This window comes from Dehalococcoidales bacterium (genome assembly GCA_028717385.1).
GTDB lineage: Bacteria > Chloroflexota > Dehalococcoidia > Dehalococcoidales > CSSed11-197 > CSSed11-197.
Map to the genome: position 1 here is coordinate 1 of JAQUNW010000058.1, position 3,638 is coordinate 3,638.

The following is a 3,638-nucleotide window of genomic DNA, read 5'->3' on the forward strand; positions in this document are numbered from 1 at the left end:
TGATGGTAGATTTTAAAAGGCCGTCAATTGTGGTGCCATTGAAATCGTAACGTGCTTTAAAGGTCTTATGGCCGCAATGCTCACTCCAGGTTTGAGCCAGTGTTTCCAGTTCTGCATCAGTGGGGTTTCGCCCCATCTGTCGGTAGTATTTTAAAATAGCCTTAATCTCGGCTTCAGAAAACCCAAGCTCGCCAGCTATGCAGGAGAGCCTGGCAGGGCTGGCACTCAATATGTCCACAGTTTTTAGCTCGAATCGATATTCAGGGATCTCAAAGCTGTCTGCCATCTGCCCGGTTATTATATGCTGGACAGTGGGGTTGACAAGCAGCCTTGAGCAGATGATCTGAAGCTCCGGTTCGGCAGGTTTTCCGTAGAGTTCATACCTGGTGGCGGTTTTTACACCGGTTATACTGTCGATACCCAGATCGCGAATGCCTTTAAGTATCGATTCCTCGATCGGGTCGGTAACTCCATGGTTGTAGGCTACTTCATAAGCCTGGCAGTTTTTATCCTGATTGCTGTAATCGGGCAGGCCGATGTGAAAATCGTGGATAAGAGGGTCGGTAAGGGCATCGTAACATACGGTATTGATATCATCAGGTGAAGCCTTCCCCCGTATGTAGTAGACATCATGTACCCGGGCATTTGTTATCGAGGTAATTCCAAGGTCATAAATATCTTTTACGAGCCCGCGTCCGCGAGCATCCGGCAACTGTGATTTCAGGCTTACCTCAATTCTTTGCATTTTTGCCCGTTACCAGCCTCTGTGAGCCATGCGTTCTTTTTCATCCAGTTTGCTGATATCCAGCCCGGGCATTGCCGATCCCAGATTTTTGCTCACCTCGGCAATTATGGCAGCATCCATGTAATGGGTTGTAGCGCGGACTATCGCTTTAGCCCTGGCCTCCGGGTTGGAGGATTTAAATATTCCGGAACCTACAAACACCCCCTCCACTCCGAGCTGCATCATCAGCGCTGCATCAGCAGGAGTGGCTATTCCGCCAGCGGCAAAATTAACCACCGGGAGCTTTCCCAGTTTTCTAACTTCAAGAACCTGTTCAAGCGGGGCTCCAAGTTCCTTCGCTATGGCTGGGAGTAGTTCCTCCCTGGCGCTGGTGATTCTGGCAATATCATCATTTACCTGCCGAATATGCCTTACTGCCTCTACAACATTGCCGGTGCCGGCTTCTCCCTTGGTACGCATCATGGCTGCTCCTTCGGCGATTCGTCTGAGCGCTTCGCCCAGATTGCGGCAGCCACAAACGAAGGGGATAGTGAAATCATGCTTCCAGACGTGATTGGTTTCATCTGCCGGGGTAAGAACTTCGGATTCATCTATGCAGTCCACACCAATGGCTTCCAGAGCGCGCGCTTCCACAAAATGACCGATGCGGCACTTGGCCATAACCGGTATGGAAACTGCTTTCATTATTTCTTCTACAATGGAAAGATCTGCCATCCGGGCAACCCCTCCATCAGCACGTATATCAGAGGGAACCCTTTCCAGTGCCATCACTGCTGCTGCGCCAGCAGCTTCAGCAATTTTAGCCTGCTCGGGGATTACAACATCCATAATGACTCCGCCCTTAAGGCTCTGGGCGAAGCCGGTTTTATCTTTCCATGTACCGGTATTCATATTTGTAATTTACCTCTCCTTCCGGGTTGATTTGTTATTTTACTATTGGTGGCTCAACAGGGGCAAGCGCTTGTTAGTAGCGCCTGCTGGCAATGAGTTCCCCGGCAGTTAACATTATAGCAGTTTATCAGCGGATTGGTTACCTGGTTTTTCCCGTTTGGACGCGTTCACTCCGTGTGAGATTCTTCGCTTCGCTCGAGGATGGGCATATTAGTCAAAAATGTGTGCTGAAAAGTCTTGGAATTACGCACGGCTTAATCGCAGGAGACAAAGCCAATCATTAAACTGGTTTAATGATTGTTACAGAGCTTGCCATTATTGGAGCAACAAAAAGGAAAAGTGGACACACGAATGAAATTCAAAGAGGGAAAGAAGAAAACTAGGCGATTATCTCAACAACTTTTACCGCAACGATAACGGCAAAGGCAAAAAGCAGGGGGACGATCGGCATAGTTACGAAACTGGATATGCGCTCGGAAACCTCCGATGTACCGGCACCAGCCAGCTCTTTAATAGAAAGAAAAACGATAAGCATTATTACCGCTACGGCTCCCAGCACCCCGGCAATCCCGGTGCCGCCAAGAGCAGTAATAGTTGTTATTGTGCTTACTGTGACTGTTATAATCATCTCTTTACACCAGGGGTATAAAGCACAGTATTACAGAAGCTGCCCTTTTTTAGTTGGAAAATTAGAAAGAAATAAGTACCTGTGCTCAAAGTACTATATGGGCGATTATATTTTGTCGTTAAACTATGCAGTTGCAATTCACCTGTATTGTTAAAGATTCAATGCGGCGTTTCTGCCGGCAATACGGCCGAAAACCAGGCAGTCCGTTACAGCACAGCTTCCCAGGCGGCATGCTCCATGAATCCCCCCTGTGACCTCGCCTGCAGCATACAGCCCTTCAATTGGTTTCTGGTTGGTATCTATTACCTGGCCGGAAGTATTGATTTGGATGCCGCCCATGGTGTGGTGCACCTTCGGCCACAACCGTATACTGTAATAGGGAGGCTGGCAAACCGGCTTCACCCCATTTAATACAGGTTTGCCAAATTCATCATCTGTCTGCTGTTCCATGTGATGGTTGTACTTATCTAACGAAAGCTTAAGGCTATCGGGATTCATGCCATAAAGCGAGGCCAGCTCTTCCAAATCGCCAGTCTGTTTTATCTTGTTCTTCATAACAAAATCCACCTCCAAGTTTTATTCATGGTAATGAAATATGCAAAGCAGGTATAACTTAATTGCTGTAAATACCACCTCCTTTATTGTTAGCAATAACAGTTAAACCGCGCATGAAATAAGAAAACAAGCGGAATATGATGGAGGGCTTTGAAGCATACATGATTCAGGATTTGAATAGAAGATTACAAATGCCGGCTAACCCGTTGATTTTTACGAAAGGCAGTAATATTTTTTCTGCTTGCTACCTCCAATACCACAGATTGCCTTTTTCTTAGAATACTTACAGAGGGCACCAATGTCAAGTTTGCATAACTGTTTTTAGCTGCCGAAGGCCAAAGGAAAAACATGATTTTTATCCGAGAACGAAGATATTATTACCAGTAATTAAGTGCGGTCCAGGTAGCCGGAAACAGTCGTTATTCCGCCTCGATTACGTCTACCCACAAATGCAGGTCAAGATAAACATCGCTTGAGCCATTTTTGTAAAGAAGGAACTCAACCTTTTGGTTTCCCCCCGGAGTATCTGGTGTGAAGGTGATGCGGGATTCGTGCTTTTCTTCGTGTGCCAGTTCCAGCGGCCCGAGACTGGCAGATTGATCGCCCCCTATCAAAACTTCAACATTACAGGTAGCAATTTCATATTCACGGTTGACGATGCCTACCGTTACCCATGCACTGTCGCCCAAAGTTATTTCTTCCGGATAATCATCGGCAATTCCTTCAGTGCCGAGAATATAAAATTCGCTGAATTTTTCACCCGGTTTGGGGTTGGTAGCTGTGTAAACCAGGGTGGATACTGCCGCTATGATGCTGATG

General features: G+C 46.9%; 5 protein-coding genes. All 5 read right to left on the minus strand.

All coding sequences use genetic code 11. The features are described 5' to 3' along the window. Positions 1 to 745 (minus strand): phosphoribosylformylglycinamidine synthase subunit PurS (locus PHX29_07165; GenBank protein MDD5605663.1); only part of this gene is annotated, 745 nt, incomplete at its 3' end. A 9-nt stretch (positions 746 to 754) separates the two neighbouring features. Continuing rightward, positions 755 to 1,636, minus strand: coding sequence for a pyridoxal 5'-phosphate synthase lyase subunit PdxS (gene pdxS, locus PHX29_07170; GenBank protein MDD5605664.1), 882 nt, complete (start codon positions 1,634 to 1,636; stop codon positions 755 to 757). A 379-nt stretch (positions 1,637 to 2,015) separates the two neighbouring features. After that, entirely contained in the window at positions 2,016 to 2,264 is a 249-nt protein-coding gene (locus PHX29_07175) for a hypothetical protein (protein ID MDD5605665.1), read from the minus strand. A gap of 150 nt (positions 2,265 to 2,414) precedes the next feature. Beyond that, the gene (locus PHX29_07180; GenBank protein MDD5605666.1) at positions 2,415 to 2,819 is read right to left on the minus strand and encodes an FAD-binding protein; all 405 of its coding nucleotides are present in this window, start codon (positions 2,817 to 2,819) and stop codon (positions 2,415 to 2,417) included. 419 nt (positions 2,820 to 3,238) lie between these two features. After that, a partial coding sequence (locus PHX29_07185; protein MDD5605667.1) for a DUF1616 domain-containing protein occupies positions 3,239 to 3,638 on the minus strand: 400 nt, incomplete at its 5' end.

Coding starts and splice junctions, on each gene's coding strand:
- pdxS (MDD5605664.1), bottom strand. CDS start 1,636: ATGAATACCGGTACATGGAAAGATAAAACCGGCTTCGCCCAGAGCCTT.
- PHX29_07180 (MDD5605666.1), bottom strand. CDS start 2,819: ATGAAGAACAAGATAAAACAGACTGGCGATTTGGAAGAGCTGGCCTCG.
- PHX29_07175 (MDD5605665.1), bottom strand. CDS start 2,264: ATGATTATAACAGTCACAGTAAGCACAATAACAACTATTACTGCTCTT.